This window comes from Chitinimonas sp., from assembly GCF_041904975.1.
Classification (GTDB): domain Bacteria; phylum Pseudomonadota; class Gammaproteobacteria; order Burkholderiales; family Chitinimonadaceae; genus Chitinimonas.
The window spans coordinates 1-24,156 of record NZ_JAYRLZ010000033.1; the positions used below are offsets into that span (position 1 = coordinate 1).

Here is a 24,156-nt window from a genome sequence, read left to right on the forward strand (position 1 = left end):
GAACGCCTGCCGCCGCGCTGCCCCAGCTGCGGCAATGCCGATCTGGCGCCGCTCGGGCAGGGTACGCAAAGGCTGGAAGCGGCGCTGGCGGCGCATTTCCCGCAGGCGCGGGTGCTGCGCATCGACCGCGACAGCATGCGCCGCAAGGGCAGCTTCGAGGCGGCGCTGCAGGCTATACACGCCGGCGAGGTCGATGTGTTGATCGGCACGCAGATGCTGGCCAAGGGCCATGATTTCCCGCGCCTGACCCTGGTGGCGATCATCGGTGCCGACAGCAGCCTGTATTCGGCCGACTTTCGCGCCAGCGAGCGGCTGTATGCGCAACTCGCCCAGGTGGCGGGCCGTGCCGGCCGGGCCGAGCATATGGGCGAAGTACTGCTGCAGACCGATTTCCCCGATCACCCGCTGTACCGTGCCTTGCTCGCCGACGACTATGCGGCGTTCGCCGCCGCTGAGCTGGCCGAGCGCAAACTGGCTGGATTCCCGCCCTTTGTGCATCAGGCGGTATTGCGCGCCGAGGCGGACAGTCTGGCCGATGCGCTGGCCTTTTTGCGGCAGGCGTTGAGCCTTGCGGCGCACGACCCGGCTGTGACCATCTGGGACCCGGTGGCCGCCAGCATGGCACGCATCGCCAACCGCGAGCGCGCACAGCTCCTGGTGCAATCGACCTCACGCAGCCGCTTGCAGGCTCTGCTGGCCGGCTGGATGGTACAGCTGCGGCAACTACGTGCCGGCAAGGTGCGCTGGTCGCTTGATGTGGATCCGCTGGAGCTGTAATTGTTCGATGATGTTGCAGGATGCGCCGGATAAAAACCCAAAATCTGTAGACACAGAGGGCAGGGAGTACACAGAGAGCACGGAGAAAGCCCCTTGGAATTTGGGCGCGAGGCAAGCCGATGGCTTTGCGATTTTCACGAATGAGCAAAGCAGCCTCTCAAAGATGACCACACAGCATGGTGAGGCTCGTGTTTCTGCCTTTCTCCGTGTCCTCTGTGCTCTCAGTGCCCTCTGTGTCTACAGGTGTTGGGGTTTTGGACTCATCTCCCATCCAGCCTCCCACTTTAAGGGCGAGAAGCCGCAGGGCTTTTTGACCAAAACTGATTCACTGCCCGATATCGACACGCGGCCTTTGCCGTGTTCAGCAGTGATGCTACATTCGCATGCGAATGTCATTGCCGGAGTTTCCCCGTATGTTTACCTCACTGCTGCTTGCCAATGCCGTTTTGCCGGCCATGGCGATGAGCCCCGATACCGCCGCGCCACGTTTTCCCGATTCGCTCGAAGGCCTGGAGCATACCTACCGCGCCGAAGCGGCGCTGGAGGGCTATGCGCTGGACCCGACCAACCGGGCGGTGTCGCGCCTGTTCTACCGTACTATTTTTGCTTCCTCATCAGGCCAAGCCAGCGGCTGGAATGGCAATCTGGCCAGCTGCAATGCCGGTGATACCACCGCCGATTTCAAGGGCGCGGTGCAGCGGCGCATCAACTGGTTCCGCGCCATGGCCGGTATACCCGCAGCGGTGAGCCTTGATGCCACCTTTAGCGCCAATGCCCAGCAGGCGGCGATGATAATGGCGGCCAACAAGTCGCTCAGCCATACCCCGCCGACCACCTGGCTTTGCTATAACAGCACCGGCGCCACGGCGGCCGGTAAGTCCAATATCGCGCTCGGTCGCTTTGGCCCTGATGCGGTCGCCAATGGCTATATGGGTGATGGCGGCAGCAATAATGCGGCGGTCGGCCATCGGCGCTGGGTGTTGTACCCGCAAACCCAGTTTATGGGCACCGGCGATGTCGATGGCAGCATTGCTGGCACCAGCAGCAATTCGCTGTGGGTGTTCGATGCCAATTACTCGGCCAAGCGCCCGGCGGTGCGTGACGACTTCGTTGCCTGGCCGCCCAAGGGCTATGTGCCCTACAACGCGGTGTATCCGCGCTGGTCGTTTGCTTATCCCGGTGCCGATTTCTCCGCCGCCACGGTCAGCATGACCGCCAATGGCGCAGCAATGGGCACCACGCTTGAACAGATTGCCAATGGCTATGGCGAAAACACCGTGGTGTGGTATCCGGCCGGCATCAGCGATGGCATGAGCTGGCCGCGCCCGGCGGCGGACACCGTCTATGGCGTCACCGTCAGCAATGTCAAAGTCGGCGGCGTGGCGCGCAGCTTTAGCTACACGGTGACCGTGTTCGACCCTGATCAGGCCGGCCAGGGCGATGTCACGCAGAATATTGCCGGCAGCGCATCGGCCAGTGCCGGCATTGCCAGCCGCTATACCTTTGACGCGGTGCCCGGTGCCACTGCTTACCAATGGCGACAGCTGCAGATCAGCCCCTACAGCCTTAGTGATGGCGCCGAAAACGGCAGCGGCAACTTCACCGTGTCGACCACCGGCGGTTATCCGGTCGTGCAAAGTGATGCGGTCGCGTCGGGCAGCAATTCCTTCCATCTCGCACATGTTCAGGGCAATGACCAGACCCTGACGCTCAAGCAGCCCTTGCTGGTTGGCGGCGGTGGCGCGCTGGCCTATTCCAGCCGGCTCGGTTACGCCGGCCCCGGCCAGCAGGCGCTGGTGGAAGTGTCGCAAGATGACGGCGCCAGCTGGGTGGCGCTGAGCCTGCAAGCCGGTAGCGGCGGTGCGGGCGAGAGCAGCTTTACTACCCGTACCATCTCGCTGGCGCCCTATGCCGGCCGTACCGTGCAGTTGCGTTTCCGTTATGCCATGACTGGTGGCAGTTTCTACTTCCAGAGCAGCAAGGGCGTGGGCTGGTATATCGACAATATTGCGCTGGCCGGCGTCGAGGCGGCGGGCACGGCAGGCAGCCCGACCACCGTGGCCGATACCAGCTTTGACTTCACCCCCGGCCAGAGTGGCGATGTGCTGCTGCAGGTGCGCCCCGGCATGTACAACTATTTTGGCGACTGGAGCCCGACCAAGCGGGTGGCAGTGGGCACTGGCGGTGCGGTGGTGTCGGATGCCGATCGCCTGATGAACTGGGCCGAGCGCCAGTATCCGCAATACTTCAGCCCGGCGGCGAGCAGCCAGCAGATAGCCGGTTACACCGCGCGTGCCTATGGCGGCGGCGTGTATCTGGGCGTGCTGTCCGGTGAGGTCTATGTCTATGGCCCGCCGTTCGGTAACAAGGTGCTCGATGTAGGACCGCTCAGCACCTTCCTGGCCAATTGCGGCTGCTGAACCACGGTTTTTGCGCGAGATGCGCGCCTGGCAAGTGGTAATACTTGCTAGCGCGACACTCGCCAATTGCTGGCACAACTTCTAAGATGCCGACGCCCTATCGCGTCGGCATTTTTCTTGGCGCGCCTCTGTTGCATTCACTGGAGCATCCATGCTGTTCAACAGCTGCCGGCGTGCCGGCCTGCAATTTGCCCTGCTGCTCGGCGTTTCCCTGCCCGGCTTTGCCGCCCTGCCTGAATCGGTCGGCCGTGCCCTGAAAAACCTCAAACTGCCCGAGCACAGCCTGGGCGTGCTGGTAATGCCGGCCGATGGCGGTGCGCCGGTGCTGGCCCATGAGGCCGACACGCCATTCAACCCGGCTTCCACCATGAAGCTATTGACCAGCGTAGCGGCGCTGGAAACGCTGGGGCCGGCCTTCCAGTGGCGCACCGGGCTGTGGACCGATGGCAGCATCGACGGCGACACCCTGCGCGGCAATCTCTATATCAAGGGTGGCGGCGACCCGGTGCTCACCTATGAAAAGGTCTGGCTGTTGCTGCGCAAACTCAAGGCGCGTGGCGTGCGCCATATCAGCGGCGATCTGGTGCTGGATCGGCGTTATTTCACGCTGGCGCCCGATGCCAATGCCGGCCAGTTCGACGAGCAACCCGAGCGTGCTTACAACGTGGCGCCCGATGCGCTGCTGATGAACTTCAAGGCGGTGGATTTCGATATCGAGTCGACGGCGAGCTCGGTGACGGTGCGTGCCGACCCGCCGCTGGCCGGCATGAATGTCAGTCATCGCTTCAAACTGGTCGATGCGCCGTGCGACCGTTGGCGTGCGCTGTGGCAGCGGCCGGAAATCAGCGAGCGTAACGGCCAGCTGTCGGTGGTGCTGCAGGGCCAGTTTCCGCGCAATTGCCGCAATGACCGCTATCTGGGCTTGCTGGAACCAGCCGCCTTCGCCGACCGCCTGACCCGCAGCCTGTGGCAGGAGCTGGGCGGCGATATTGCCGGCGCCACCCGCCAGGGTGCCGTACCGGCTGCTGCCAGCCTGTTGGCCGAGCAGCTATCGCCACCGCTGGGCGAAGTGATGCGCGATATGAACAAGCTCAGCAATAACCTGATCGCCCGCACCCTGTTCCTTACCCTGGGCGCCGAACGGCCCAAGCCGGACGCCGATACCGCAACCAGCGCCGAGCAGCAATTGCGCGCCTGGCTGGCCTCGCGCCGCCTCGACTGGCCGGAACTGGTGGTGGAAAACGGCTCCGGCCTGTCGCGCAAGGAGCGCATCAGCCCGCGCCACCTTGGCGAATTGCTGCGCCTGTCGCGCCAAAGCGTATATGGGCCCGAGCTGTTTGCCAGCCTGCCTATTCTCGGGCTAGACGGCACCTTGCAAAAACGTCTTACCGGCTCAGCGCTGGCGGGCCAGGGGCATCTGAAAACCGGCACGCTGGACGACGCCAAGGCACTGGCTGGCGTGCTGCGCGATGCGGCGGGCCGCGACTGGATCGTGGTGGCCATCATCAACCACCCGCGTGCCGACTTGGGCCAACCGGTGCTCGATGCCTTGCTGCAGTGGGTGTGGGACAGGCGCTGAGGCGAGAGCTGTTAATCAGCCTGGGTGGATTTTATCCGCCCCAGGCTTATCGAGTTAAGGAACCAGCGCGAAAATCCGGCCCTGCCTAGTCGCGACATTGGCTGGCAATCCAGCGGTCCACCTTGCGCTCCAACAGGTCCAGCGGCAGGGTGCCGTCACCAAGCACGACGGCATGAAACGCTGGTAGGCTCATGCGGCTACCCAAGGCAGCGCTGGCGCGTGCGCGCAGATTGGCAATGCGGATGGCGCCGACCTTATAACTGAGCGCCTGTCCGGGCCAGGCCATATAACGCTCGATTGCCTGCTTGGACTCCTGCTCGGTTGCGCCCATCACCTCGGCATAGTAGGCCATTGCCTTCTCACGGCTCCAGCCTTTGGCATGTACGCCGGTATCCACTACCAGCCTGATGGCGCGCAACAACTCGCTGCTCAAGTGGCCATAGTAGTCGACGGGCTTGTCAAAGAGCCCCATATCCCTGCCCAGCGTTTCTGCATAGAGTGCCCAACCTTCCACGAAAGCAGTATTGCCACCAAAGCGGCGGAAATCTGGCAGGGCGAGCTCCTGCTGCAAAGCCAGGTGGAAATGGTGGCCTGGTTGCCCCTCATGCAGAAACAGCGTCGTCATAAACGTATTGCCATAGTCTTCGGGCTTGTTGATGACCGTCCAAAATATGCCAGGTCGGCTGCCATCCGGCGCAGGTGCGGTGTAGTGATCGGAGGCGGTCGCCCGCGTCAATTCCGGCTCGCGGCGAATATCGAGCGGCGCCTTGGGAACCAGTGAGAACAGTGTGGGCAGCTTTTCCTGCAGCCGGGTATTGAGCTGACGATAGACATCGAGGATTTGTTCCGGCTCGGTAAACGGCTTGAAGCGGCGCTGTGTCTCCACCCATTTCGGCAGGCCTTCCGGCGGGCCGTCGTAGCCAAGACGTGGCCCCAGCGCAGTGAATTCCGCCTGGATGCGCTTTACCTCCTGCACGCCAAGCTGGTGGATCTGCTCGGGTGTCATCTGCGTGGTGGTCTGGTTGGCGACATTGGCTGCATACCAGGCCGCGCCATCGGGCAAGGCGTTCCAACCATCACTGGTACGGGCAGCGGGCAGGTATTCCTGCTCCAGGAATTGTGCGAGCCGCGCTACCGCCGGGTTGATATCGCGCTCGATGCTGCGGCGATAGGCGGTGCGCAGGCGCTCCTGGTCTGCAACGGGCAGTTGGCCCACCAGATCGCGCGCTGGCGTGTAGTACACACTGTCTTCGACCTTGGCGCTGACCAGATTCTTGTGTGCACCCAGCATGGCCTGCACGATGGCACGCGGCTGGGTAACCCCATGCTTGATGCCCTGGCGCATATTGGCGATAGCCTGGTCGATCCAGGCCGGCAAAGCCTGAAGCCGGCGCAAATAGGCCTCAAATTGCGGCGTATTGGTCAATGGTTGGCCTGCCTGGCCGCTGGCATAGTTGGCCAGCGTTACTGGCAAGGCATCCATCTGATTGAGGGGCAGCCAGTGTTCGGGAAATGGCTCCAGGCGCAAGGCGGCATGCAATTCATAGCCGAGCGCGTCGTAGTTGGTCTGCGCACTGGTATCTAACTGCTGGCGCGGGATGCGCTTTAGTTCATGCAGGAAGGCACGGTAACGGGCGAATTGCCTGGCGCGCTGCTCGGGAAAAATATCCGCCCCCAGGCGATCTGAAAATCGGTTGTCGCCATTTTCGCTGGCCAGTATTGGGTTGTACTGTGCAAACGCGAGGTAGTAGCGCCGTGCCAGATCGTCAAGGCGGGCTTTGGCTCTAACACTTTTCTGCGACTGCGCTGGGTGTGTCTGTATACCCTGGTCGGTTGTTTGGGATGCGGCCAGACTCAAGCTGGCTAGCAGGAGTGCAGTGGGGACAAGTCGACGAAGGGCGGTGTGGGTCATGGTAGATGCCTGTTGGGTGGCGGAAAGACAAGCTTAGCGCAGGGCGGCATGGCAGGCCTCTCACTACATCCGCCGAAATTGTTGGGCGCTATTTGGCGCTGCGAGTCAGGCACTGCCGGTAGCGTCCATCCACCCGCTGCGCAAACCAGGCAGTGGTCAGCTTGCGAGTGATCTTGCTGCTGACCAGGCGGATCTGCGGCAGGGCAGCACGCGGCAAGGGCTGGTGCGCGCGCTTTTCTGCCAGAGCAAACAGGCGCTGGTACAGCATGGACTGGGAAAACTGTTCGGTCTTTTCCAGCTGCAGTTCGCGCTTGATGTCGGCTGTGTCCATATTCAGCGAATTTGCCAATGCGCTCAACGCCAGCTCGGTTTCGCTGGCTTGCCCATCATTGCGCAGCAGATCGCCATCGGGCACTACCCGGCGCTGGCTCAGCTTGGCCAGCGCCAGCTGGAATGCCGCATTACGGCTGGAATAGCGGCCGGCATTGAAGTCGGCGAAGCGATACAGCATGGCCGGGTAGTCAATGCGGTAGTGCAGCAGATGGGCAATGCCGAAGTAGACGCCGCCACGCCGGCTGAATACCTCGTGGCGCAGGCTGCCATTAATGGGGTAGGGGTAGGGCCACTGCTTGCTGTGTATCTCGGCAAACGCCACGCTGACCTGCATCGGCCCGCCGGTGCGGATCGGATTGTTGATATTGACCGGCAGGCCGAAGCGGCCGGCGTCGGCGATCATCTCTTCAAACAGCGCATTCATCTCGCGCTCGGTGCGCAAGGCATCGATGCGGCTGGCGTAAGACTTGCCATTACGCGATTTCACCCGCAGCGCCGCCTTGACCAGCGCAAGCGGCACGCCATGGCGATGGGCGCGTTGCTCCAGCTCCTTCCACACATCCTTGCCCAGATCCGGCACCACCGGGTCGCCCTGCCAGCTCGATTCCTGCTCGATCACTGCAATGGCGCCGCATACATAGTCGGCGGTATAGGGAATCTTCAGGGCGGTGAAAGCATTGAAGATATCGGCCTCCCAGCCGGCGCGGTCGCTGATCTGGCGCGGCAACAGCGTGTTGATCAGGGCGCGCCCGGCCTTGGGGTCGGCCCAGGCCGGCTGCTCGGCAGGTTTGGCCTGCGGTACCGGTGGTTTGGTGGGTATGCTGTTGGGCGGCGGAGGCGCGATCACCACGGCTGGGCTGGCTGCTGCCTCGACGGCCGGCTGCGGCGGCGCAGCCGGCTCGTCGCGGGGAGGCGGGGCGGGTGGCACGCTGGCACAACCGCCAAGCAAGATAAGCAGGAACAGGCTGAATGGCTTCATGAGTCAGGTGACCAGGCGTGAGCAATGTTTCGGGCGCGGCATTGTAGCCCGGCAAGCACGGCCGGCGCCGTGCGGCAGTACAATCGGCGCCATGACTGATCTCCTCCCCCCCTATGCTGCGCTGACTCCCGATTGCCTGCTCGACGCCGTCGAGTCGCTGGGCCTGCGCACCAGCGGCAGCCTGCTGGCTCTCAATAGTTACGAAAACCGCGTCTATCAGGTTGGCATGGACGAAGGCCCGCCGCTGGTAGCCAAGTTCTACCGGCCCGAGCGCTGGAGCGATGCGCAGATTCTGGAAGAGCACGCCTTCTCTGCCCGGCTGGCCGAGCGGGAGATCCCGGTGGTGGCGCCGATGCTGATCGAGGGACGTAGCCTGCATCACCATGCCGGCTTTCGCTTCTCGCTGTTTGCGCGCCGTGGCGGCCGCCATCCTGAGCTGGATAACAAGGAGGTGCGCCTGTGGATAGGCCGCTTTCTCGGCCGGATTCATGCAGTAGGCGAAACCGAGACGTTTGCCAGCCGCCCGACACTCGATATTGCCAGCTTCGGCGAAGAGCCCTTGGCCTTGGTACTGGCCGGCACCACCATCCCGCGCGAATTGCATGCGGTCTATGCCGGGGTAGCGCAGCAGGCGCTCGACGGCGTACGCCGCTGCTATGAGCGGGCCGGTCAGGTGGCCAGCCTGCGCCTGCATGGCGATTGCCATGCCAGCAATATCCTGTGGACCGATGCCGGCCCGCATTTCGTTGATTTCGACGATGCGCGCATGGGCCCGGCGGTGCAGGATTTGTGGATGCTGCTATCGGGCGAGCGCGCCGAGCAGATCGCCCAGCTCGCCGATATCGTCGATGGCTATGAAGACTTCCGCGAATTCGACCGGCGCGAATTACATCTGGTGGAGGCGCTGCGCACCTTGCGCCTGTTGCACTACAGCGCTTGGCTGGCGCGGCGCTGGCACGATCCGGCCTTCCCGGTGGCCTTCCCCTGGTTTGATACGCCGCGTTATTGGGAACAGAAAATACTGGAACTTCGTGAACAAATTGCGATCATGGACGAGCCGCCCTTGCCGATCTGAGCTGGCCGGGGCAGGTATCTTGCCGGGCTAGCGCCCACTTGCCGATTCACCCCGTTTTTCCCCTCAACTGGAGTCGCCTCATGTCCTTGTCTATGTACCAAGCCACCGTTCCGGTCTATGTACGCATGCTGCAAAATCTCACCGCCATCCTGGACAAGTCGGCCGCCCATGCCGAGGCGAAGAAGTTCGACCCGGCCATCCTGATCAATGCCCGGCTGGCGCCCGATATGTTTGCCTTGTGCCGCCAGGTGCAAATCGTCACCGATACTGCCAAAGGCTCGGTGGCGCGCCTCGCCGGTATCGAAATTCCGAAATACGAAGACACCGAAACCAGTTTCGATGAATTGAAAGCACGCATCAGCAAGACCATTGCCTTTATCGAGAGTGTGCCTGCCAGCCAGATCGACGGCAGCGAGGGGCGCGAAATCGTTCTGAAAGTGCGCGGCAACGATATGCACTTTGCCGGCCAGCCTTATCTGCTGAATTTCGCCCTGCCGAACTTCTATTTCCACCTGGTGACCGCTTACGACATCCTGCGGCATCACGGCGTGGAGCTGGGCAAGCCGGATTATCTGGGCGCGTATTGATTCACCTCGCCTAGTTGTTGGTTCCCACAACAGCCGTTCTGGCTGTTGTGGGCCTGAACACGCTTACATTCATCCATATGTTGATTCGAATATTTCCCGCTAGTCGATTGGGTCGGGCTAGATTGTTATTGCTGCTTGTAGGCTTGCTTGCTGTTTTGGCTATATTCTACGCACCGGCTGCCTATTATCTTTTCCGCTATCAGCCACAACAAGGTGATTTTATTTTCCAGTCTTTGCCGCGTACTGAATTGGTCAGGGCGATCGAGGGCATTTCGCGCTCACGCTATTCACACGTTGGCATGTTGGTTCGCAAGGAAAATGCTTGGTATGTGCGGGAAGCATCGGCACAGGTTGCTGATACGCCGCTATTTCTATGGGCCGCACGGGGCCGTGGTGGCAGTTTCGATGTGTTTCGCCTGAATGAGAGCCTGCAATCGACGATTCCGGCATTTATCCAGGCCAGCGAAAAATACCTCGGTCGTCCCTACGATTATCGCTATCGTATAGACGATGGGTATATCTATTGCTCGGAGCTTCTCTACAAGGCTTATTTCGATGCGACCGGCGTCAGGCTTGGGCGTTTAAAAAAACTGGGCGAGCTCGACTGGCGGCCGTACCAGGCAACCATTACGCAATATGAGGGTGGCCCGGTGCCGCTGGAGCGGGAAATGATCACACCAGTTGATTTGTCGCGTGCGGCACAATTGCATCTGGTATTCAGCAGTGGCGGCTGAAACGGCAGCGGTCAATACAGCAGGTGCTCGATGCAGCAGATCGGGATTTATCCCGACCACTTTGCAGAACCGGACGCTGTCGGAACAAATTCCGACCTGCCCTCAGCTAGTTTGACTATGCATGCGACTTGATCAAGCTGCTATCGCGGCTACACCACTACCACCTTGGGCAAGTCAAAACCATTAAACCGCCCGGCGCAGGCATTGCTATAGGCGCCGGCATTGCGCACATAGATGAAATCGCCTTCCTGGATATCGTTGGGCAAGGGCTGATTGCGGGTGCAGATATCCATCGAGTCGCAGGTGGGGCCGGCCACTACCCAGCTGGTAAGCGCGCCGTGGCGATCGCTGCGCATATCGTAGGTAATGCCGGTTGTGGTCTCCAGCAAGCCATTGAACACCCCGGCGTCAAGGTAGGCCCAGGGCTGGCCGCGCCGCACTGTCTGGCCGATCACCTTGCAAACTAAATAGGCCGAGTCGGAAACCAGGAAGCGTCCCGGTTCGGCCATCACCCGGATTTCGTCCGGCACCGCTGCCAAGGCGGCATTGATGATCTCGCCGATGCTGGTGATCGAGGGCACCGGGCTGTCGTGTTCCACCGGAAAGCCGCCGCCCAGGTTCAACAGGCGCGGCGTCAGGCCGCGGCTGCGCATCTGCGCGAATAGCGCCAGGGCGGCGCTGATGCCGATGCGCCAGTTTTCCGGATTCAGGCATTGCGAGCCGGCGTGGAAGGTGGCGCCGGCCAGATCGGCACCCAGGCGCACTGCTTCGTCGAGAATCGCGTCGATCTCTTCATCGAATACGCCGAATTTTTCCGATAGCGGCGACACCGAGCCTTCATTGCTGGTGTGCAGGCGCAGATAGAAGCTGGCATGCGGCGCAATGCCATGCACCTTGTGCAGTTCGCTGACCGAATCCACTACGTACCACTGCACGCCAGCCTCGGCGGCGATGGCGATTGCTTCGCGTGCCCGCATCGGATTGCTGAAATACAGCTCCTGCGCGGCAACGCCGATGTCTCGGCATAGGTCGAGCTCGGCCGGCGAGGCGATCTCGAAGCCGGCGCCGGCCTCGCGCAACACTCGCAGGATGGCCGGATCGGGGTTGCACTTGACCGCATAGTGGATATGCACGCGCGGCATGGCCGCCTGGAAGCGGCGCACCTTCTCGCGCAGCACCGCGCTATCGACTACCAGCAGCGGGCCATCGTAGCCCTTGGCAAGCTGCTTACGCACCAGTTCAAAGTCGGGCTGCGGTTCGCGGCTGGGGTCGAAAGTACGGGTCATTGCGGCGGCTCGGTCAGAAAAGGGCGCTAGTGTAGTGCAGCGCTCGGTGGTGGCAAACACGGCGGCGCATGCACCGTTAGCTTGGTCGGATCGGCGCAACGCAGGCTAGCTGTTATGTGGATTTGGGAAGCGGTAGAGATCGCGTTCCAGCCCATCAGGAAAGATCTGCCGGTCGAACTTGATGCCACCAAGCCGTTCCACCAGGGTGCGCGCTGCCATATTGTTGTCGTTCATATAGGTTTGCACACTATCCCAGCCGAACACGCGGTAGGCATGGTCAATGGCCGCGCGCGAGGCTTCCTGGGCGATACCCATGCCGCGATATTCGGGCAACAGCCACCAGGTCAGCTCGCGCGGCCAGCCGCGCCCCTGCCAGAAACCGCACATGCCGACGATATCGCCCTCGGCGCGGCGCTGGATCGCCCATACCCCAAAGCCTTGCAAATGCCATACGCCCAGGTCGCTCGCCAGCCTGGCCCAGGCCGCCGCCGGGGTGAGCGGGCCGCTGTAGTGGCGCGAGGCTTCGGCATCGGTGTAAAAGCGTTGGTAAACCGCGTCGCAGGCTAGCGTTGGCGGCAGCAGTTGCAGGCGTTCGGTATCGAGGGTTGGTATCTGCATGGGTATGGGTGGCGGTAAGGTGGAACGGCTCGCGCCGCGCTGCATTGCTGAGGCGCGAAAAACGGATTGGGCAGTGTGCCGGCAACACCCTGGGCAAGCAACCGCATGCGCACTTTCGCCATAGTCAGCAGGCCACGCCTTTGGCATATTGGGCGACTTGATCTGTCCATGAGGCGAGCATGCTGAATAAACTCAATCAATTGTCCGAATCCCATGGCCAGTTGCAAAAGGGCCATGGTCTGGTGTCGGGCGTGTTTGCGCTGATGTTGGGGATTCTGTGTTTTCTTGGTGTGCTGGCATTTCACTTTCCGGCCTATCTGACCACCCCGGAACTGCGCCACAGCTATAGCGTGGACGCGATCCGCCAGCTGATGTTCTGGAGCATGGTGGCATCGGGCGCCATTGCCCTGACCAATATCGTGCTGGGGCGGGTGCGCTGGCTGTCGGCCTGGGCCTTCGGCTTTGTCGCCCTGTCGGCCCTGCTGGGAGGCAGCAAGGTGCCAGTACACGATTTTGCCGACCATACGCCCTATATCGGGCTCGACTGGTTCATTCTCGATCTGCTTGGCTCCAGCCTGATCTTCATCTTTATCGAGAAGCTGTTTGCCCTGCGCAAGCAGCCGATTTTCCGGGCAGAGTGGCAGACCGATTTCTACCACTTTCTGGTCAACCATATGGTGGTCGGCTTTGTGCTGCTGGCCACCAATCTGCTGGTGCACCGCCTGTTCGGCTGGGCCGCCCAGGATGGCGTGCAGGGCTGGGTGCAGGCGCTGCCATTTCCCGTTGCCCTGTTCCTGATCATTCTGGTGGCTGATCTGGCGCAATACTGGACGCATCGCGCCTATCACGAGGTGCCGCTGCTGTGGCGTTTGCATGCGGTGCATCACAGCGTGAAGAGCATGGATTGGCTGGCCGGCTCGCGCCAGCATGTGCTGGAGCTGCTGCTGACCCGCACCCTGGTGCTGGCGCCGATCTTTGTATTGGGTTTCAGCAAGGAAGTGATCGACGCCTATATCGTGGTGGTCGGTTTCCAGGCGGTGTTCAACCACGCCAATGTCAGCGTGCGCCTCGGGCCCTTGCGCTATGTTGTCGTGACGCCGAATTTCCACCACTGGCACCATAGCCAGGATAAGGAAGCGCTGGACCGCAACTATGCCGCCCATTTCGCCTTTCTCGACTATCTGTTCGGCACGGCGGTGAAGTCCGACCGCCCCTGGCCCAGCGAATACGGTGTACTGGGGGACTATGTGCCCGATGGCTTTTTCAAGCAGCTGCTGTTTCCGTTTCGCTGGAAGGGGTGAAGAAGTATTGGACTGATCGAGTGTTCAAGCGGCATTGCCGGCCCCGCGAGGCGGGGGCTTGGGTGGCAGTGAGTAGACTGCTGATCTCTTTTGTTTTCGCCCACCCCTGCCGCCGCGTGGGGGCCGGGTGAGGGCGGTATAGGCCGTAGCAGCTGTTTGATGGGAAAGCGCGGCGGTGCCCACCTTCGTGGCTAAAGCCGCTCCTGCATATCGAATGCGCGGAAGTGGCTACACCACCGCCACCCCTTCATCCTTATCGTCTTCCTCGTCGCTGATCAGACTCAGGCTGTCGAGGCCGCTTTCCTGGCGGGCCTCTTTGACCTTGCTCTCCAGCTTGATCTTGAGGCGCAATTCGTTCACCGCATCGGCATTGCGCAGGGCCTCCTCCAGGCTGATCCGGCCTGCTTCATACAGCTCGAACAGGGCATGGTCGAAGGTCTGCATGCCCAGCTCGCGCGATTTGCCCATGACCGCCTTGATGCCGCCGATATCGCCCTTGAAGATCAAGTCCGATACCAAGGGGGTATTGAGCATGATCTCGATGGCGGCAACACGGCCCTTGCCGTCCTTGGTGGGCACCAGGCGCTGCGATACAAAGGCTTTCATATTCAGCGACAGGTCCATATACAGCTGCGGGTGGCGCTCTTCCGGAAAGAAATTGATGATGCGCTCGATGGCCTGATTCGATGAGTTGGCATGCAGGGTGCCCATGGCCAGGTGGCCGGTCTCGGCAAAGGTCATGGCGTATTCCATGGTTTCGCGGTCGCGGATTTCGCCGATCAGGATCACATCGGGTGCCTGGCGCAGGGTGTTTTTCAGGGCGGCAAACCAGCCCTTGGTATCGCGACCGACTTCGCGATGGGTAATCAGGCAGTTTTTCGGCTTGTGCACATATTCGACCGGGTCTTCGATGGTGATGACATGGCCGAAGCTATTGCTGTTGCGATAATCGATCATCGCCGCCAGGGTGGTGGATTTGCCAGAGCCGGTGCCGCCGATCAGCAGGATCAGGCCGCGCTTGCTCATCATCACGTCTTTGAGAATGACCGGCAGGCCCATTTCATCGAAATTGGGAATCTTGGTGGTGATGGTGCGCAACACCATGCCGACCTGCTCTTGCTGCACGAATACATTGACGCGGAAGCGGCCGATATCGGCCGGGGCGATGGCGAAATTGCATTCCTGCTCCCGCTCGAATTCGGCACGTTGCGCCTCGCTCATGATGGCGTAGGCCAGTGCCTTGGTGTGCACGCCACTGAGCTTCTGGCTGCCCACCGGGGTCATCTTGCCGTTGATCTTCATGGCGGGCGGGAAGTCATCCGAAATGAACAAGTCGGAGGCATTCTTGGCCAGCATGGCGCGCAACAGATCGTGCATATTCTTCAGGGCAAGCTCGGGCGACATGGGGGGGCTCCGGCAGGTTGGCTATAGTGGATTCTAGTTGCCGGCCCCTTGGCGACAAGTTTGCGCGGGAGCATAGCCAATGACCGACTCGATTCCAGCCACCATTCCCATGCAGGACTACCAGCTCGCTGGTGCTGCCGGGGACTTTCTGCCCGAGCTGCAGCGCGTATTCACCCAGTCGCGCCTGCTGGCGGTGTTCGATGCGGAATCGGTGAGCATCCTTGCTGACTATATGCAGGTATACCGCATGCCGGCAGGTGCCTTGCTGTTGAAGGAGGGGGAGCGCAGCGACTTTACCGTGCTGCTATTGAGTGGCGAGGTGAATGTGCTGAAAACCCACGCCGGCCGCGCACCGCAATCCATTGCCATCATCACGCCAGGCAAATTGATCGGCGAAATGTCGCTGATCGATGGCGAGCCACGTTTTGCCAGCTGCGTGGCGCAAAGCGAGGTGCTGTTTGCGGTGCTGACCCGCCACGCCATGCTGCAGCTACTTGATGAGCATCCCAAGCTTGGCTCGCAACTATTGATGCGCCTGGTCGCCTTGGTAAGCAATCGCCTGCGCCAGACCAGCGCCAAACTGGTGGCGATGATGTCGCAGAGCGCGTGAGAGGGCAGGAGCGAAGCCTGAGGCCGGAATGAGCCCCTCTCCCGCAAGCGGGAGAGGGTGGCCCGCAGGGCCGGGTGAGGGCGGCCTGGGGTGGCGCCCCGGCTTTCAATGCTCAACTGCGTCGGACGCCATGAGCCGTGTTACAGGCATACCGGTGAAAAAGGCCAGCATCGCTGGCCTTTTGTTCTACCCAAGCACGCGTATCCGCTCAACCGGACGACTTGCCACCCTTGGCAATGGTTTCGCAGATCGGCTTCTGTGGGTCGGCTGCCGGCAGCTTGTTGCACACGCCATCAAGCTGGCTCAGCACCCGCTGCACGGTGGCATCATGCTGCTTGTCCTTGTTCCAGCTGCCCAATTTGCCGACCAGGCGCTCCAGCGATCGGCGGTTGCGCTCATAGAACGCATTCTGGATGCCACTGAGTTCGGTAAGGATAGTGCTGGCGGCTTTTTCCAACCGCGCTTCATCCTGCGGTGCCAGCTCGACGATGCCGGCAATATAGCTGGAGCCCCATTGCAGGCGGGTGGCCGGGCCTTCCGATGCGTTATAGGCCTGCTCGTACCAGTTCAACGCGGCTACCTTGTCGCCACGGCTCTTGGCATTGGCCGCCAGCGCCAGCATGAAGTAATACGGCGAGTGCGAGCGTTTCAGTTCGGCCTGCAGCAGCTTGTCCGATTCATCGATCAAGCCGGCGCTGCTCAATGCCTCGGCCGCTGCGCTGATCACCGATTGCCGCTCATAGCCATTGCTGGTGTTCTTGTCCGCTTCGGCCACCTGGCTGCGCACCGCTGCCAGCAGCTTGTCATTGAGCGCGCCGCCCTTGGGCTGGTCGAGTTTGGCCAGGGCGATGCGGCTTGATACCGCCGACAGCCGATCGGTGGTCGACAGGCTGCTATCGCTGCTGAGCTTGCTCAGCACTGCGTGCCAGTCGTTGACCAGCTTGTCGCGCTCGGGCGAACGTTCGCGCGTCAGGTAGCCGGTCAGATCGGCCGCATAGTTGACCGAAATATCAAAATTGGCGCGCGCCTGCTTGGCGTCGGCCACCAGGCGGGCGACCGCAGCGGCGCCGGCTGGTTTGTCGAAACTGGCCGGGCGCTTGGCGGTGGCGGCTGCGGCAACTGCCTTGAGCTGCAGGCGCAGGGCGGTATCGGCCAGCGAGGCCGGTACGCTGGATGACAGCTGCTGCAAGGTGGATGGAATCTTGTCGGCAGGCAGCAGCTTGGCTTCGTCGCTATCCCAGGCATAGTCGGCCAGCATGCGCCAATCATCGGCGGCCAGTTTTTTCGGGTCGGCCAGGGCATTTTCCAGCGTTTGCTGGATAGGGTGAGCGGCCGACAGGCCGATGCCCAGTGCTTTCACATAGCGCTCGGCATCCACTTCGCCGGGCAGGCGCGTCAGCTCGGCGCCGTCCGGATTGAACAGGATCATGGTCGGGTAGCCGCGCACCTTGAATTGCTCACCGAGTTTTTGCGCATTGGGGCTGTCGCCATCGAGATAGACCGGCACAAACAAACGGGTTTTCTCGATGAATGACTGCTGGTTGAAGATGGTCGATTTGACCTGATTGCATGGTGGACACCAGGCTGCACCCCAGTAGAGGAAGATAGGCTTGCGCTCGGCCTTGGCCTGGGCAAAGGCGGCAGCAACGTCGCCTTGCTGCCAGGCAATACCGGCGGGAAGGGCGTGGGCATCGGTACCGGCAAAGGCGGGGCTGGCAGTTAGCAGGGTGGCGGTAGCCAGGGCAATCAGGGTGTGCTTCATGGGCAAGCCTCGGTCTGGGTGATTTATATGCATTCTGCTTTGATATTTCTTTGTCACAAAGCAGAAAGTTGCATAAGCAAAGGTCGCGATTCAGGAAGCGGATCGTACCAAACGTAGCCGGGTAATTTCCGACGGCGCACCAAATCGTTTTGGCGGCCCCCAATAGCCGGTGCCGCGACTGACATAGACCCACAAGCCCTGCAGGCGATTGAGGCCCGCGGTATACGGCTGTTGCAGCGGCACAAACAGATTCCACGGCCAGAATTGCCCGCCATGGGTGTGGCCGGACAGCTGCAGATCAAACCCTGCCGCAGCGGCGGCGCTGGCGCTACGTGGTTGATGGGCGAGCAACACGCGGGCGCCGGCATTGGCGGGCGCATTGGCCAGCGCCGCCTGCGGGTCGCTGCGGTGGGCTTCGTCGAAATGATGGGCGGTGTAGTCCGGCACGCCGGCCAGCAGCAGATGACCATCGCCATGCTTGAGCAGCACATGCTCGTTCATCAGCACAGTCAGCCCGAGGCGGCGGAACTCGGCGATCCAGTCATGGCCGCCGGAATAGTATTCATGGTTGCCGGTAACCAGAAAGCTGCCATGGCGGGCGCGCAGCCTCGCCAGCGGCGCAGTATGCGGCGCCAGGCTGTCGACGCTGCCATCGACCAGATCGCCGGTGATGGCCACCACATCGGCATTGAGCGCATTGACCCGATCGACAATCCGGTCGAGATAGTCGCGCTTGATGGTGGGGCCGACATGGATATCGCTGATCTGCGCAATGGTGAAGCCATGCAGCGCATCGGGCAGATTGGCCAGCGGCACGTCGATTTCCACCACCTGGGCCAGGCGGCGCGCATTGATATAGCCTGCCAGGGTGACCAGCAGGGCGGCTGCGATCACGGCGATGGCGCTGTAGTGCAGCAGCGCATGGCTGGGCAGCAGGAACAGGCTGGTCAGCAACAAGCCGATATCGCGCGCCAGGGTCAGGATCAGCAGGCTGGAAAACAGCCCCATGATCACCAGCCCAAGCCAGGCCAACCGATCGGCCAGCGACTCCCGCTCGATAAACCGCGCCAATAGGCCCAGCGGCATCAGGCAGCATGATGCGGCCAACAGCAACACCCCAATCAGCCGGCCAGCGTCACCGAGCGCGAGCGGCGGCAACAGACGGCTGCCGATATAGACATGCAGCGCTGCCAATAGGGCCAGCACGATAAACAAGAATGGAAGGCGTCGCATGGCAGGGCTCACTAGGCAGGAGTGGCCTAGATGAGGGCGGCAACCTCTGAATCAAGTTGGCTGCAGCGGGAAGGTGCCGTACCGCGTGGCGCGTTCATGCTGCCTTTGCCAACGCCCCTTTGGCGCGATTCAGCCATTCGTTGTTGTTACTCTTGGCATGGCGATGCCAATGGCGGCTGTCGCTGATGATCTGCTCATACAGCTCGCGGGCGCGCTGGTGGTCGGCGTCGTTGTTCTGGCTGTCCAGCCAGTCGGCATAGCGGCATGTGGCTTCGGCATCGCCCGAAACCGTCAGGGCCTGCTCGAACGCTGCGCGGGCATCGCTGGATTGCTGCGCTGCCAGGGTACGTGCGTGGAGCAGGGCCAGCTGCTCTTGTTGGCGCGCCTGCTTGTTCTGGGCAAACAGCTGATCCAGCGCCGCGCTGGCCTGTCCGGCTTCTCCTAGCGCCAGACTGGCGCGGACAAAGCCGGCAACAAGATTGATATCGCTGGCAAAGGGGCCGGACAGGCAGGCGCGGTAGTGTTCCTGGGCGGCGCGTGCGTCGCCCGAGTCCAGCAGGGCGGCTGCCAGGGCGGCGCGATTGCCGACGGTGGGGGTGAGCTCGAATGCCTGCTTGGCTTCGCGCAGTGCGCGGCCCGGGTCGATGGCCTGGCGGATTACCCGCTTGGCCACCTGGGTGCCGCGGCTATGGCGCAAGCTGGGCCAGTAAATCACGACGAAGTAAACAATGCTGCCCAGCATGGGAAACGAGAACAGCACGATCAGCCAATACAGCTCATAGCCATTGCGCAAGGCATGGATGGCGAAATAGATGGCGATCAGTACATGCAGGCCCAGGCCCAGGAAAATTGGCATGGTGGTAGTCCTCGATTCGCGTGCACGGGGCGACGCGGGTAGTCAGTTGCTGCGGGTTGAAAAGTGGCGGCTGGGTGTAGCGGCCCGGCAAGGTCTGTGCGGCCAGGGGCCATACAAACGGCCGCCATGTTAGCGGGCAATTTCGCGCAACGCTCGGCAACTACTCACACAAGGCCACTTACAATGGCGCACTTTTTCCGCCAGTGATTACCCTATGACCTCACCGCTACCACGCCGCGACGGTATAGCGCCCAGCTATCTCTGGCTGCCTGCCGGGCAGTGGCCCAGCCTGTACGCCTTTCTGGTACAGCGCTTTGCCCATCTGGGTGAGGATGTGCTGCGCCAGCGCATCGAGCGCGGTGAACTGCTCGATGAGCATGGCCAGCCGATCAGCCTGAGTACACCCTATCGCCAGGGTGGGCGCATCTGGTACTACCGCGAGGTGCCGGCGGAGACGCCGGTGCCATTCCAGGCGGACATACTGCATCGCGATGCGCAATTGCTGGTGGTGGACAAGCCGCACTTTCTCGCCATGATCCCGGCCGGCAGGCATCTGCATGAAACCTTGCTGGTGCGATTGCGCAAAGAGCTCGATTTGCCCGAGCTGACGCCCATTCACCGGCTGGACCGCGAAACGGCCGGCGTCGTGCTGTTCTGTCTTGACCCGGCTAGCCGGGGCGTTTACCAGCGTTTGTTCGAGCAGCGTGCGGTGGAGAAGGAATACGAAGCGTTGGCGCCAATTCGCGCCGATCTGCAACTGCCGCTGGTGCATCGCAGCCGCCTGGAAGAGGGGCGGGAATTCTTCACCATGTGCGAAGTGCCGGGCGAACCCAATAGCGAAACCCGTATCGAGCTGATTGCGCAGCACGGCGAGTTCGGCCACTACCGGCTGCAGCCGCATACCGGCAAGAAGCACCAGCTCAGGGCCCATATGGCGGCGCTGGGCATTCCGATACTGCACGACCCGTGGTATCCGGTAAAACTGCCAGACAAGGGCGAAGACTTCAGCCGGCCCTTGCAATTGCTGGCGCGTTCGATAGCCTTTCGCGACCCATTGACTGGCGAGCCACGGCGTTTCGAGAGCCGGCGTGCCTTGTTACTGGGCTGATCTGCCTGTCCTTTCCCAAACAGTTGCGAGTTGCGATGCGAGTATTGCTGCAAAGAGTCAGCCAGGCCTCGGTGAGCGTGGCCGGTGCCACGGTCGGCGCCATCGGCCCCGGCCTGTTATTGCTGGTCGGGGCCGAGTCGGCCGATGGCGAAGCGGATATCCAGTGGCTGGTGCGCAAAATCGCCAAGCTGCGGGTGTTTGCCGATGAGGCCGGCGTGATGAACCGCTCGGTGCTTGATGTCGGTGGCGAGGTGCTGGCAGTGAGCCAGTTCACCCTGTTTGCCAGCGTCAGGCAAGGCAATCGCCCATCGTGGAGCGGCGCGGCGCCAGGGGCTGTGTCGCAACCCTTGTTCGACCGATTTGTTGCCGCCATGTCGGCCGAACTGGGCAAGCCGGTGCCGACTGGCGTGTTTGGCGCCGATATGCAGGTCAGCCTGATCAATGACGGGCCGGTCACCCTGTGGCTGGATTCGCGCAATCCGGCGTAAGGCACGGCACCACGCTCGCTTTGGGAGTTCGCATGAAACAAATAATTTGCAAGCAGTACGGCCCGCCCGAGGTGTTGCAAATCGTTGATGTACCCATGCCGGAACCGGGCGAGCGCGACGTACTGATCAAGGTGAAGGCGTTTACCGTGTCGGCGGGCGACTGGCGAGTGCGTAGCCTGAGCATGCCACCGGGCTTTGCGCCCATCGCCAGGCTAGCACTGGGTTTTTCCGGCCCGCGCAATCCGGTACTGGGCGCCGATCTGGCGGGCGAAGTGGTGGCGGTGGGTAGCCAGGTCAGTCGCTTCAAGGTGGGCGACGCGGTACTGGCGTTCACCGGGGCAGCATTGGGCGGCTATAGCGAGTACCGATGCCTGCCGGAAACCGCTGCCATTGTGCACAAGCCCGACAATCTGGCGTTTGACGAGGCGGCGGCCATACTGTTCGGCGGGATGACCGCGCTGTGTTCTTTGCGTAAGGCGGATATCCGCACAGGGGAGACGGTGCTGGTCAATGGTGCTACCGGTGCCGTTGGCGCAGCAGCGGTGCAACTGGCCAGGCAGATGGGGGCGCGGGTAAGCGCTGTCTGCGGGCCGGGCGGCATGGATCTGGTCAAATCCTTGGGCGCCGAGCTGGCGATCGACTACACCCGCACCGACTTTGCTGAATTGCCGCAACGCTATGATGTGATCGTCGACTGCGCTGGCACCGCACCCTATGCGCGCAGCCGCCGCGCCCTGCAGGCAAATGGTCGCTTGTTGCTGGTGCTGGGCGGGCTGGGCGACCTGCTCAAAGCCCCCTGGATGCCACTCTTCAGTAAGCAGCGCATCATCGCCGGTCTGGCCAGGGTCAGTCAGGGCGATCTGCAAGACCTGGTTCGGCTGGCCGAGCAAGGCGAGGTGCGAGCGGTGATTGATCGCCGCTACCCGTTCGCGCAGATTGTCGAGGCGCATCGCTACCTGGATACCGGTCGCAAGAAAGGCAGCATTGTCATGCTGGTCGATCCGTGAGTGGCACCATCAGGAGTCAATAACCATGAAGTCCGATACTCAACCGTTTCAAGTCCTGCGCCTCGACCATATCGTGCTGCGCGTCAGCGACCTGGCGCGATCGATTGCGTTTTATGGCGAGGTGCTCGGTTGCCGGGTAGAAAAGCGCCGCGATGACCTTGGCTTGATTCATCTGCGCGCTGGCGCTTCGATGATCGATCTGGTGGCAGTCGATGGCCCGATTGGCCGGCGCGGCGGCGCTGCCGCCGGTGAGTCAGGCCGCAACCTCGATCATGTTTGCCTGCGCATCGAACCGTTTGACGAGCCCACCATCATCGCCCACCTGGCTGCCTTCGGCCTGGCACCGCTGGGCGAGGCCGAACCCAATTTCGGGGCAGAGGGCGATGGCCTCTCGCTGTATTTTCATGATCCGGACGGCAATCTGCTGGAGCTGAAGGGCCCGGCGGGCTGAAGCGCACCGGGCCTGCTTGCCCGTCGCGACAGATGCGCATGTGTCTTTTCATGCCGTACCCTGTATGGTTCTTGATTCTTCGCCTTTTCGCGGCTTGCGCATCTCACTGCCTGGCTGTGCGCAGCAGCACCATGCTTGGGCGGCCACGCAGATCCGGAGTGTTATTTGACCTTGTTTCCGTTCCCGCCAGCGCGCTCGGGATTTCCGAGCCCCTGGCTTGGTGCAGCATTGCTCGTACTTTCGGCGCAGGCAGCCGGGCTGGATGCGGTTGACCCACAAGCAACCCAGCCGTCCGCCGCACAGGCCGTGACACCCGTACCGGCCCGATCCATAGAAAAAATCGAAGTCGAAGCAAACAGCGATGCCGGTCGCCGACAGTCGCTCGCGCTCAAACATATTGTCACCCAGGCCGATATGGCGCGGTTTGGCGATAGCACCGTACTCGATGTGCTGCGGCGCCAGCCTGGGGTGACGGTGACTGGCGCGGCCGGGTCGGGTAAGGGTGAGGTGCGCATGCGCGGGCTGGGCAGTGGCTATGTGCGCATATTGCTCAATGGTGAGCCGGCGCCACCAAATTTTTCGCTGGAAAGTCTGTCACCCAGCCTGCTCGACAGAATTGAAATCCTGCCGCTGCCCAATGTGGCGCTGGGAACCCAGGCCATAGCCGGGACAATCAATATCATCCTCAAGCAAGGCCAGGCTAAGCGCAGTCGCGATGCCACTGTCGCGTTGTCGAACAGCAATGGCTTCTGGAATGGCAATGCCAGCTTTGGCCTGGGTGAGGCGACTGATCGTTTTTCGTGGCTGGTGGCGGCATCGGCCCGGCATAGCCAGGCTGACGATATATACCAGACCACCATCGCCGGGCAGGACAGGCAAAGTGGCAGTTTGCTGCGCGAGATGGCGCAGTTCAATCACGATAGCAGTGCCAGCTGGACCATCGCGCCGCGCAGCAGCTGGCAGATTACGGATATGCAGTCGCTGAGCTGGCAAGGTTTTGTCAGCGATACGCAATACCAAAGCAGCGGCCACGACGAGACCCATTTCTTGCTTGGGCCGGTCAACCCGTGGGGGCGCAATCGTTACCTGAGCGATGGGCGCACCAGCACCTTGCGCAATCAGTTTTCCTGGTCGGACCAGCTGTCTGACAGCACCAAAGTCGATATCCGGCTCACCGACACCCATTCACAAAAGCGTCACGGCAGCATGGTTGCCTGGATCGACGTGGCGGGCGAAACCAGCCAGCGCGAGCATCTGCGCAATGATGCGGATCAGGGCGGCCAGTCCTTGTTTGCCAGCATGCGTATGGCTGCTTCCGACAGCATGGCACTCTTGACTGGCGTCGATATCAAGCGCGACGCGCAGCAAGCGACGCGGGTCGACACCGTCGATGGTGTGTCGCAGCTGGACGCGGTTGGCTCACTGTTCAAGTCCACCATCAAGCGCAGTGCCGTATTTGCCCAAAGCGAGTGGAGTGGCGCACGCTGGTCTGGCTCGCTGGGCTTGCGCTGGGAGCAATTGTCGATTGATAGCCGCAGCAATCTGGGCTTGGGTAGCAGCTATGCCAAGCCGGTGCTTAGCCCGCTTGCCCAGATAGTCTGGAAAATTCCCGGCATGGACAAGGACCAGCTGCGCC

General features: G+C 61.8%; 21 protein-coding genes. 13 read left to right on the plus strand and 8 right to left on the minus strand.

Features of this window, described 5'->3' with window-relative positions; genetic code table 11:
* The 3 genes from priA to dacB form a co-directional block, all read left to right on the plus strand.
* Positions 1-777 (plus strand): primosomal protein N' (gene priA / locus ACE3OH_RS05320; RefSeq protein WP_374349284.1); only part of this gene is annotated, 777 nt, incomplete at its 5' end.
* Positions 778-1,190: 413 nt separating this feature from the next.
* Positions 1,191-3,197, plus strand: a complete 2,007-nt coding sequence (locus ACE3OH_RS05325; RefSeq protein WP_374349286.1) for a CAP domain-containing protein — start codon at positions 1,191-1,193, stop codon at positions 3,195-3,197.
* Between the two features lie 151 nt (positions 3,198-3,348).
* Positions 3,349-4,776, plus strand: coding sequence for a D-alanyl-D-alanine carboxypeptidase/D-alanyl-D-alanine-endopeptidase (dacB, locus tag ACE3OH_RS05330; protein ID WP_374349289.1), 1,428 nt, complete (start codon positions 3,349-3,351; stop codon positions 4,774-4,776).
* A gap of 85 nt (positions 4,777-4,861) precedes the next feature.
* Here dacB and ACE3OH_RS05335 read toward each other — a convergent pair whose 3' ends face one another.
* Both ACE3OH_RS05335 and ACE3OH_RS05340 read right to left on the minus strand, forming a co-directional pair.
* Positions 4,862-6,688, minus strand: a complete 1,827-nt coding sequence (locus ACE3OH_RS05335; RefSeq protein WP_374349291.1) for a DUF885 family protein — start codon at positions 6,686-6,688, stop codon at positions 4,862-4,864.
* An 88-nt stretch (positions 6,689-6,776) separates the two neighbouring features.
* Positions 6,777-8,000 (minus strand): DUF1615 domain-containing protein, encoded by a 1,224-nt coding sequence (locus ACE3OH_RS05340; protein WP_374349292.1) that lies wholly within the window; start codon positions 7,998-8,000, stop codon positions 6,777-6,779.
* Positions 8,001-8,091: 91 nt separating this feature from the next.
* On the opposite strand from ACE3OH_RS05340, the gene ACE3OH_RS05345 reads away from it, so the two are divergent.
* The 3 genes from ACE3OH_RS05345 to ACE3OH_RS05355 all read left to right on the plus strand — a co-directional run bounded on the left by ACE3OH_RS05345 (position 8,092) and on the right by ACE3OH_RS05355 (position 10,396).
* Complete coding sequence (locus ACE3OH_RS05345) at positions 8,092-9,075, plus strand: serine/threonine protein kinase (protein ID WP_374349293.1); 984 nt, start codon at positions 8,092-8,094, stop codon at positions 9,073-9,075.
* A gap of 80 nt (positions 9,076-9,155) precedes the next feature.
* Positions 9,156-9,662: a DUF1993 family protein gene (locus ACE3OH_RS05350; protein ID WP_374349295.1), complete on the plus strand. Its 507-nt coding sequence runs from the start codon at positions 9,156-9,158 to the stop codon at positions 9,660-9,662.
* Positions 9,663-9,784: 122 nt separating this feature from the next.
* Positions 9,785-10,396, plus strand: coding sequence for a YiiX/YebB-like N1pC/P60 family cysteine hydrolase (locus ACE3OH_RS05355; protein ID WP_374349296.1), 612 nt, complete (start codon positions 9,785-9,787; stop codon positions 10,394-10,396).
* A 149-nt stretch (positions 10,397-10,545) separates the two neighbouring features.
* Here the strand turns inward: ACE3OH_RS05355 and ACE3OH_RS05360 are convergent, their stop codons facing one another.
* Both ACE3OH_RS05360 and ACE3OH_RS05365 read right to left on the minus strand, forming a co-directional pair.
* The gene (locus tag ACE3OH_RS05360; RefSeq protein WP_374349298.1) at positions 10,546-11,682 is read right to left on the minus strand and encodes a type III PLP-dependent enzyme; all 1,137 of its coding nucleotides are present in this window, start codon (positions 11,680-11,682) and stop codon (positions 10,546-10,548) included.
* A gap of 105 nt (positions 11,683-11,787) precedes the next feature.
* Positions 11,788-12,300 (minus strand): GNAT family N-acetyltransferase, encoded by a 513-nt coding sequence (locus ACE3OH_RS05365; RefSeq protein ID WP_374349300.1) that lies wholly within the window; start codon positions 12,298-12,300, stop codon positions 11,788-11,790.
* Positions 12,301-12,479: 179 nt separating this feature from the next.
* On the opposite strand from ACE3OH_RS05365, the gene ACE3OH_RS05370 reads away from it, so the two are divergent.
* Positions 12,480-13,601: a sterol desaturase family protein gene (locus tag ACE3OH_RS05370; protein WP_374349302.1), complete on the plus strand. Its 1,122-nt coding sequence runs from the start codon at positions 12,480-12,482 to the stop codon at positions 13,599-13,601.
* A gap of 228 nt (positions 13,602-13,829) precedes the next feature.
* Here the strand turns inward: ACE3OH_RS05370 and ACE3OH_RS05375 are convergent, their stop codons facing one another.
* Positions 13,830-15,005, minus strand: coding sequence for a PilT/PilU family type 4a pilus ATPase (locus tag ACE3OH_RS05375; RefSeq protein WP_374349303.1), 1,176 nt, complete (start codon positions 15,003-15,005; stop codon positions 13,830-13,832).
* A gap of 79 nt (positions 15,006-15,084) precedes the next feature.
* Here ACE3OH_RS05375 and ACE3OH_RS05380 point away from each other — a divergent pair, with 79 nt between their 5' ends.
* Positions 15,085-15,615 (plus strand): Crp/Fnr family transcriptional regulator, encoded by a 531-nt coding sequence (locus ACE3OH_RS05380; RefSeq protein ID WP_374349305.1) that lies wholly within the window; start codon positions 15,085-15,087, stop codon positions 15,613-15,615.
* A gap of 208 nt (positions 15,616-15,823) precedes the next feature.
* On the opposite strand, the gene ACE3OH_RS05385 is transcribed toward ACE3OH_RS05380, so the two are convergent.
* The 3 genes from ACE3OH_RS05385 to ACE3OH_RS05395 form a co-directional block, all read right to left on the minus strand.
* Positions 15,824-17,377 (minus strand): thioredoxin family protein, encoded by a 1,554-nt coding sequence (locus tag ACE3OH_RS05385; RefSeq protein ID WP_374349307.1) that lies wholly within the window; start codon positions 17,375-17,377, stop codon positions 15,824-15,826.
* A gap of 90 nt (positions 17,378-17,467) precedes the next feature.
* On the minus strand, positions 17,468-18,610 hold the full coding sequence (locus ACE3OH_RS05390) for a metallophosphoesterase (RefSeq protein ID WP_374349308.1): 1,143 nt from the start codon (positions 18,608-18,610) through the stop codon (positions 17,468-17,470).
* Between the two features lie 94 nt (positions 18,611-18,704).
* A complete protein-coding gene (locus tag ACE3OH_RS05395; protein WP_374349310.1) occupies positions 18,705-19,466 on the minus strand; it encodes a hypothetical protein in 762 nt (253 codons plus the stop codon).
* 214 nt (positions 19,467-19,680) lie between these two features.
* On the opposite strand from ACE3OH_RS05395, the gene ACE3OH_RS05400 reads away from it, so the two are divergent.
* The 5 genes from ACE3OH_RS05400 to ACE3OH_RS05420 all read left to right on the plus strand — a co-directional run.
* Entirely contained in the window at positions 19,681-20,574 is an 894-nt protein-coding gene (locus ACE3OH_RS05400) for an RluA family pseudouridine synthase (RefSeq protein ID WP_374349312.1), read from the plus strand.
* 35 nt (positions 20,575-20,609) lie between these two features.
* The gene (gene dtd / locus ACE3OH_RS05405; RefSeq protein ID WP_374349313.1) at positions 20,610-21,062 is read left to right on the plus strand and encodes a D-aminoacyl-tRNA deacylase; all 453 of its coding nucleotides are present in this window, start codon (positions 20,610-20,612) and stop codon (positions 21,060-21,062) included.
* Between the two features lie 32 nt (positions 21,063-21,094).
* Positions 21,095-22,069: an NAD(P)-dependent alcohol dehydrogenase gene (locus ACE3OH_RS05410; RefSeq protein WP_374349314.1), complete on the plus strand. Its 975-nt coding sequence runs from the start codon at positions 21,095-21,097 to the stop codon at positions 22,067-22,069.
* A 25-nt stretch (positions 22,070-22,094) separates the two neighbouring features.
* Positions 22,095-22,520: a VOC family protein gene (locus ACE3OH_RS05415; protein WP_374349316.1), complete on the plus strand. Its 426-nt coding sequence runs from the start codon at positions 22,095-22,097 to the stop codon at positions 22,518-22,520.
* 228 nt (positions 22,521-22,748) lie between these two features.
* Positions 22,749-24,156 (plus strand): TonB-dependent receptor plug domain-containing protein (locus tag ACE3OH_RS05420; protein ID WP_374349320.1); only part of this gene is annotated, 1,408 nt, incomplete at its 3' end.

What these genes read in the sequence shown, in the direction of transcription:
- ACE3OH_RS05325 (WP_374349286.1), top strand. Translation starts at nt 1,191, where the DNA reads ATGTTTACCTCACTGCTGCTTGCCAATGCCGTTTTGCCGGCCATGGCG.
- dacB (WP_374349289.1), top strand. Translation starts at nt 3,349, where the DNA reads ATGCTGTTCAACAGCTGCCGGCGTGCCGGCCTGCAATTTGCCCTGCTG.
- ACE3OH_RS05335 (WP_374349291.1), bottom strand. Translation starts at nt 6,688, where the DNA reads ATGACCCACACCGCCCTTCGTCGACTTGTCCCCACTGCACTCCTGCTA.
- ACE3OH_RS05340 (WP_374349292.1), bottom strand. Translation starts at nt 8,000, where the DNA reads ATGAAGCCATTCAGCCTGTTCCTGCTTATCTTGCTTGGCGGTTGTGCC.
- ACE3OH_RS05345 (WP_374349293.1), top strand. Translation starts at nt 8,092, where the DNA reads ATGACTGATCTCCTCCCCCCCTATGCTGCGCTGACTCCCGATTGCCTG.
- ACE3OH_RS05350 (WP_374349295.1), top strand. Translation starts at nt 9,156, where the DNA reads ATGTCCTTGTCTATGTACCAAGCCACCGTTCCGGTCTATGTACGCATG.
- ACE3OH_RS05360 (WP_374349298.1), bottom strand. Translation starts at nt 11,682, where the DNA reads ATGACCCGTACTTTCGACCCCAGCCGCGAACCGCAGCCCGACTTTGAA.
- ACE3OH_RS05365 (WP_374349300.1), bottom strand. Translation starts at nt 12,300, where the DNA reads ATGCAGATACCAACCCTCGATACCGAACGCCTGCAACTGCTGCCGCCA.
- ACE3OH_RS05370 (WP_374349302.1), top strand. Translation starts at nt 12,480, where the DNA reads ATGCTGAATAAACTCAATCAATTGTCCGAATCCCATGGCCAGTTGCAA.
- ACE3OH_RS05375 (WP_374349303.1), bottom strand. Translation starts at nt 15,005, where the DNA reads ATGTCGCCCGAGCTTGCCCTGAAGAATATGCACGATCTGTTGCGCGCC.
- ACE3OH_RS05380 (WP_374349305.1), top strand. Translation starts at nt 15,085, where the DNA reads ATGACCGACTCGATTCCAGCCACCATTCCCATGCAGGACTACCAGCTC.
- ACE3OH_RS05385 (WP_374349307.1), bottom strand. Translation starts at nt 17,377, where the DNA reads ATGAAGCACACCCTGATTGCCCTGGCTACCGCCACCCTGCTAACTGCC.
- ACE3OH_RS05390 (WP_374349308.1), bottom strand. Translation starts at nt 18,610, where the DNA reads ATGCGACGCCTTCCATTCTTGTTTATCGTGCTGGCCCTATTGGCAGCG.
- ACE3OH_RS05395 (WP_374349310.1), bottom strand. Translation starts at nt 19,466, where the DNA reads ATGCCAATTTTCCTGGGCCTGGGCCTGCATGTACTGATCGCCATCTAT.
- ACE3OH_RS05400 (WP_374349312.1), top strand. Translation starts at nt 19,681, where the DNA reads ATGACCTCACCGCTACCACGCCGCGACGGTATAGCGCCCAGCTATCTC.
- dtd (WP_374349313.1), top strand. Translation starts at nt 20,610, where the DNA reads ATGCGAGTATTGCTGCAAAGAGTCAGCCAGGCCTCGGTGAGCGTGGCC.
- ACE3OH_RS05410 (WP_374349314.1), top strand. Translation starts at nt 21,095, where the DNA reads ATGAAACAAATAATTTGCAAGCAGTACGGCCCGCCCGAGGTGTTGCAA.
- ACE3OH_RS05415 (WP_374349316.1), top strand. Translation starts at nt 22,095, where the DNA reads ATGAAGTCCGATACTCAACCGTTTCAAGTCCTGCGCCTCGACCATATC.